The following is a 6,032-nucleotide window of genomic DNA, read 5'->3' on the forward strand; positions in this document are numbered from 1 at the left end:
GGGGAAAGGGAAAAGGGGCAGGGGGAAAGACAATACAGTTCAGATAAGGCCAAAAGACTTGTATAGACGGCGATTTATCGCGTCTAAAAAACTAAAAAACCCAAAATGCCAGTAGCCCTTAACTGAACCATATCGACTTATGGCTAATACTCTAGGAAATCAGGCAGCGTTGTCACTTCAAACCAATATTCCACTAGCATTTGAATATCTCGTTTCAGTTGAGCAAAATTGATTGGCTTAACAATATAGCTGTTGACACCATATTGATAACATACTTCAATATCTTTGGGATTGTTAGAGGTAGTAAACACCACTACCGGAATCATTTTCAAGCTGTCATCCTGTTTAATCCGGCGCAACACTTCTCGTCCATCGGTTCCGGGCAGGTTCAAATCAAGGACAATCAAGCCGGGACGAGGCGCACTTTCGCGCTCAATATATCTACCAGTCCGATAAAGAAATGCTAAGGCTTGTTCCCCATTCACACACCGTTCGATGGCGATCGCAACGGAAGATCGCCCTAGAAATCGTTGCAGTGCCTCAAAGTCTTCGTTGCTGTCCTCCACAATTAAAAGTATTGGCGTTTGCTGGATTAGGGAGGCTGAAATCTGAGTCATCTATTTGCCTCCGCCGACAGGGTAAAGTAAAAGGTACTGCCAAGAGTTGGGGTAGATTCCACCCAAATTCTACCACCATGCCGTTCCACAATTTTGCGGGCAATGGTTAACCCTACGCCAGTCCCACCTCCAAAGTCGTCCCGCCCATGTAGGCGGCGGAAGATTTGAAAGATTTTGTCAAGATGTTCTTCTGAAATGCCAATGCCGTTATCACGAACGTAGAAAGTCAGAGAAGTAGGAACAATTTTGCTTTCGCCATTTCCTTCAACGCAACCAATTTCAACCCACTTTTGCGGTTTATCATTGTACTTAATGGCGTTGCTGATTAGGTTGCTGAAGAGTTCATTAATCTGAGCGCGATCGCATTGAACGCTTCTTAGGGGTTGAGGAATACGAAACTCGACTTCGCTTTGGGGTCGGGCCATGGTCAAAGTGCCGATTACCTGTTGCACTACGTCATTCAGATTCACTGGTTGCCGAATCAGTTCGGCGCGTCCCAAGCGGGAGAAATGGAGGAGTGAGTTGATCAGGTCTTCCATTCGCTGCGTCAGGCGCACCAGGGTTTGGAGTTTGGCAATTCCATCGTCATCCAGTACGTCTGCATAGTCTTCCATTAAGAAGTTGGCATAGTTGTGAATGCCCCGCAGAGGTTCTTTCAGGTCATGAGAGGCAACGTAGGCAAAAGAATCGAGTTCTTCGTTACTCCGTTGTAATTCAAAATTCATCGATGCCAGTTTGTCTGCCTGCCGCAACACAACACCCACAACCAGGCTTCGCAGTTCAGTAACTGCTTCAACTTCGCAAGGTTTCCAAGGCAGGGCACACCCTTGCACCGTTTCTTGCCACAATGCAAAAGATTTGCGAGGAGACATTCGTAAACTGCCATCTGAGAAAACTTCTACAGGTTTGTCGGGGTTGCCGCCCCAATTAACGCTTTGAATTACTTCTGGACGAAACCAGAGAATGTAATTGTGATGAACTTTAGAAATTTCCAGGGCTAACACTCCACTGGCGATCGCTTGATATGACTCGGCGGCAGGATAATTTTTCGTGAGCGATCGCGTCTCAAACAAGTTATGATAAAGATGCGGTTTAATCCAATCGAGTAAGGCATGAACCTCTTCCTCAGAGGGTGTTTTACCCACTCGAATACACTGGTCGCCACTGCATATCGCCGCTCCCGTGGCAGTAACCAGATTAAGTAATTGAGATTTTAGTTGCACCATACCATCCAAAAAATACTCAGCCTGAGATAACTCTTCAACAAATTGAGTTTGCAATGATTTCAATTGGCTTTTGTAATCAATGTCTTCACTTGCTTCTTTGTTTGCCAGTTCCACAGACATCACCTGTCCAATGAACTCGCACACAGTGCGAATATTGTAAGAAATATATTTGGGCGAAGAATGATGACAAGCAATCAATCCCCAAAGCTTTTTTTCGTGCATCAGAGAAATAGACATAGAGGCAGTAACGCCCATATTTTGCAGATACTCTAGATGAATCGGAGAAACACTCCGCAACACCGATAAACTCAGATCAAGGGGTTGATTTGTCAAAGGATTGTTCGCTGGAATTAAGGCAACAGGCTGGTAACTGGCATCGGGAATCAGCCGCAGCCAGTTAAGAGTGTATAGCTGTCGGGCTTGCTTGGGAATGTCAGAGGGTGGATAGTGCAAGTCCAGATAAGGCGTTTCCTGATTGGTGTCTTCAGCGATGACGCTGCCTGCCCCTTCTTGATCAAATTTATAGACCATGACGCGTTCAAAGCCAGTGATTCGCCGGACTTCTGCCACCACAATCTGGCACATTTCCAGTAGTGTGGGTGCTTTTTGAATGCGGGTTATTGTTCCTCTTACCTGTTGATAAAAGTTAAAAAAGCTTATTTGTCCCTTCGCTTGTTTCGGCTCCAATTCCAGAATAATGATATTATCTAAACGATGTACAATACCATCAAAATAGATTGATTTGTTTAGGCGCTTAATAGAAAAATTGAGGGGATTGATGCTCTCAAAATCTTCCGCCAGACATTGTTGAATCAGCTTAATTTGCGTGGCATTGAATAAGTATGACAGAGGCTTGCCCAACAATTCTTCCGGTTTACGGGCAACAACTTCCTGGCTATTGCTACTTACCTGAACGATTTCCAGGGTAAGCTCTTGCAAAACCAGTAAAACTCCGTGAGGCTGGATCAGATTTGGAATGTGGATCGGTTCGCGATCGCAGTTCGTTAAATCAATCGTCTCATCAGTTATTCTCAACTTCTCAAACTCCTGGTTAGAACTCTGAATTGGGTATTGGATATTGGGAAGATTTAAATATGAGTGAAAACGGAGATTTACTAAAAAGTATTTATACTAAAAATTATTTATTTTTAACCAGTTTAGCTTTTTAATTATATTTAACTTACTAAAGAACTTACACTAAAAAGTCTGGCTTCTATTCTTCGCTTAATGTTTCAATCAACAAATCCACCTGCTGCTGTCGCTGCTGCAAAAAACTTTCACACTGACGCAAATACTCAACAGCACTGGCAAATTGGTCAAACACCGCTTCCAATTCTAACTCACCCGCCTCAATGCGAGTAATAATTCCCTCTATTTCAGCAACCTTCGCCTCATAATTCCAACCTTCCATCGAATCAGAACTAGAAGCACTTTTACGTTTAACCATTAATCTCTCCGTGTCCTCTGCGCCTCTGCGGTAGCCTGCGGCAAGCCGCTATGCGTCTACGTTTACTTCTACAACCTTCACTCTAACCCCACCCTGACCCAACTGAATCAACAAATCTTCTCCCACAGCCAACTCCGCCGCCGAACGAGCGATCGCGCCATCTTCCCTTCTCACCACCGCATAACCACGCTGCAATACCGCTTTCGGGTCAAGAGTTGCCAACTTTTGCCGTAATAATTCTAAATGCTGCGCCGCTTGCTGCGATCGCCCCATCGTAATTTGCACCAAATGCTGACGCTTCCAAGTTAGCTTTTCCACCTCCTGTTGCACTTGCCGATCTAACCGCAAACGCCGCAAACGATTCCGCAAACCTTGCAGTTTATTCTCAGCAGTTTCCCAAGAGTCATGTACCGCCTCATGTAAAGCCACAACTCGCTGCCGATGTTCAGTATACAACTCTGAAAGTGCTGGTACAACCATTTCTGCCGCCGCAGTTGGTGTATGCACACAGACATCTGCAACTAAATCCGCCAAAGATTCATCTCGTTGATGCCCAATACCAGTAATTACCGGAATAGAACAACTAGCCAGCGATCGCACTACACGTTCGTCATTAAAACAGGCTAACTCTTCCACAGCACCACCACCCCGCGATAAAATTAGCACTTCGGCGCGGCCATCTCTTTCCACTCGCTCAATTGCTTTGACGATAGATTCCGGCGCTTGCTCACCTTGTACTGTCGCCGGAGAAAATAAAACGTGTAAACCTGGATACCTTTGTTTAAGGGTTTTTTGAATATCACCCCAAGCAGCAGCCGTTGGGGAAGTGACAACAGCGATCGTTTGAGGGTGAATGGGGAGCGATCGCTTTCTTTGCGTGTCGAACAATCCCTCAGCCAGCAAGCGATTTTTGAGTTGTTGATACCGCAACGCCTGTAAACCAACACCAGCAGGTAAAGTCTGCCAAACTGATAACTGATACTCTCCCCGTTGTGGATAGACACGAATGCTGCCCAAAATGATTATCTGTTCACCAGGAACAGGCATTTGGGCGAGTTTTGGCAATTGGCTATTCCATACCACACATTTAATTCCGGCGGTGCGATCGGTATCTTGCAGCGTAAAAAATAAACCACTGCGATGGTAGTTAGCACTGGAAACTTCCCCAGTTACCCAAACTTGCCGCAGTTGTTCATCTTGCTCTAACAGCAAGCGGATATAGTCAGTTAATCCAGATACTGAAAGCGCTGTCTCAAGAATCAAAGAGTCGGGAAAGTCGAAAGTCATCAAAGATATATGAAAGATAAAGCCTAATCAAATTTTAGCAAATAACGTTAATTGATAGATATTGTGTTGTGTTCAATTATCAAATTGGAAATACACCAAAATTCCATTAAAAAATAAAATAATTTAGTAAAATATGCAAGGAATTATTTAAGTTTTATAGGTAGAGAAGGAACTTATTCACCAATTTATTTATTACAATCAAACAACTCTGCACTTCTAACAAATATTTCTGCATCACTTCAACACCATTAATGCTGAGTTACAATAGTTTAATGAACCATAATGATTTATATGGAAGTTGAAAACTATTATGGAAAAGATAGAACTTGAATTAGATAGACTCACCTTTGAGCGGGCAAAAACTTTGGCAATAGTCAATCAATCAACTTTATCAGAATTGATTACTCATGTAATTGAACGGTTAGCAGAAATTCAGGAGCAAAAAGATCCATTAATGGGATTATATGCTGATGTCCCAGAAATTGTTGATGAAATTGTTGCTGAGGCTATGGAAAAAAGAGGATATACGGGATCAGATGAATAAAGTAGAAAAGTCCCTACTTGATACGGATATTCTGTCAGAAATTATTAAACGAGCAAATCCTCGTATTATTTTCAAAGCCAATACTTACTTAAACCAATTTGATAAATACACACTTTCCGTAATTACAGTTATGGAAATTGTAGAAGGTTGGCAAAAACGTAAGCAAGAACAACGTCTTCAGCAATTTTTAACTATCCTGACTTCACAGGAAATATTATCCTTTGATTTGACAGAAGCAGTATTAGCAGGGAAAATATACGCTGATTTAGAAACAAGCGGAAAAAGAATTGGTTATCCTGATTGTATGATTGCAGCAACTGCCATAAGTCATAATCTAACTTTAGTCACTGGTAATTTATCTCATTATCAAAGGATTCAGGATTTAGATTATTCACTAAGATTAGATAACTGGCGTTTATAGTGACAATGGTGATGGATGAAGTGGCATCAAGTTTAGCCATTAGCTAAATTCTCTAATGCAGATGTATTTTATAACTTAATTTTTATATCCTGTATTACAGTATGGATGGGTTATCTGTCCGTTATCTACACTTGCCAATCCACCATCTTCTTTACGCTGGATATGATCAATCGAAATTGAGTTTCTATGGATAAGACCCTGACAAATTTTACATTTTTGTGCATTTTGTAATGCATCTTTTATATAAATCTCACTTTTTTTATTTGTATTAAAGTCTTGTGTAGATGAATGAGTTTCTTGATTTATTGTACGAATAGTCAAGTACTGAAAATCATTACTAGATATAATTTCATTTAGAATATTATGAATTGTTTTTTCTGTTTGTAAATTACTTACAAGGCTCTGAAATAATTTTGATACATCTTTGTAGCTTTTTTGAACAGATCTATATTTTAAATAAATTTGCTGAATCAAATAATCATATTTTATG

The 6,032-nt window shown here is 41.5% G+C and carries 7 protein-coding genes; 2 read left to right on the top strand and 5 right to left on the bottom strand.

The window, feature by feature from the left end; all coding sequences use genetic code 11:
• Window positions 1–143: 143 nt before the first annotated feature.
• The 4 genes from G1O98_RS36265 to xseA form a co-directional block, all read right to left on the bottom strand.
• Complete coding sequence (locus G1O98_RS36265) at window positions 144–617, bottom strand: response regulator (protein ID WP_163939029.1); 474 nt, start codon at window positions 615–617, stop codon at window positions 144–146.
• Window positions 614–2,872, bottom strand: coding sequence for an ATP-binding protein (locus G1O98_RS36270; RefSeq protein ID WP_163939039.1), 2,259 nt, complete (start codon window positions 2,870–2,872; stop codon window positions 614–616). The genes G1O98_RS36265 and G1O98_RS36270 overlap by 4 nt, the downstream gene beginning before the upstream one ends.
• A 184-nt stretch (window positions 2,873–3,056) precedes the next feature.
• Window positions 3,057–3,290 (bottom strand): exodeoxyribonuclease VII small subunit, encoded by a 234-nt coding sequence (xseB, locus tag G1O98_RS36275; protein WP_114082459.1) that lies wholly within the window; start codon window positions 3,288–3,290, stop codon window positions 3,057–3,059.
• 48 nt (window positions 3,291–3,338) lie between these two features.
• A complete protein-coding gene (xseA, locus tag G1O98_RS36280) occupies window positions 3,339–4,577 on the bottom strand; it encodes an exodeoxyribonuclease VII large subunit (RefSeq protein WP_163939031.1) in 1,239 nt (412 codons plus the stop codon).
• Between the two features lie 310 nt (window positions 4,578–4,887).
• Between xseA and G1O98_RS36285 the strand changes: the two genes are divergently transcribed.
• A complete protein-coding gene (locus G1O98_RS36285; RefSeq protein WP_163939033.1) occupies window positions 4,888–5,121 on the top strand; it encodes a hypothetical protein in 234 nt (77 codons plus the stop codon).
• A complete protein-coding gene (locus G1O98_RS36290; RefSeq protein WP_163939035.1) occupies window positions 5,114–5,542 on the top strand; it encodes a type II toxin-antitoxin system VapC family toxin in 429 nt (142 codons plus the stop codon). The genes G1O98_RS36285 and G1O98_RS36290 overlap by 8 nt, the downstream gene beginning before the upstream one ends.
• A 75-nt stretch (window positions 5,543–5,617) precedes the next feature.
• On the opposite strand, the gene G1O98_RS36295 is transcribed toward G1O98_RS36290, so the two are convergent.
• Window positions 5,618–6,032: HNH endonuclease signature motif containing protein (locus G1O98_RS36295; RefSeq protein WP_163939037.1), on the bottom strand; the 415-nt coding region annotated here is incomplete at its 5' end.

Source organism: Nostoc sp. UIC 10630, from assembly GCF_010747425.1.
Classification (GTDB): Bacteria; Cyanobacteriota; Cyanobacteriia; order Cyanobacteriales; family Nostocaceae; genus Nostoc.

Excerpts from the sequence above, each read along its gene's own strand:
- G1O98_RS36285 (WP_163939033.1), top strand. The coding sequence starts at position 4,888 with ATGGAAAAGATAGAACTTGAATTAGATAGACTCACCTTTGAGCGGGCA.
- xseB (WP_114082459.1), bottom strand. The coding sequence starts at position 3,290 with ATGGTTAAACGTAAAAGTGCTTCTAGTTCTGATTCGATGGAAGGTTGG.
- G1O98_RS36265 (WP_163939029.1), bottom strand. The coding sequence starts at position 617 with ATGACTCAGATTTCAGCCTCCCTAATCCAGCAAACGCCAATACTTTTA.
- xseA (WP_163939031.1), bottom strand. The coding sequence starts at position 4,577 with ATGACTTTCGACTTTCCCGACTCTTTGATTCTTGAGACAGCGCTTTCA.
- G1O98_RS36290 (WP_163939035.1), top strand. The coding sequence starts at position 5,114 with ATGAATAAAGTAGAAAAGTCCCTACTTGATACGGATATTCTGTCAGAA.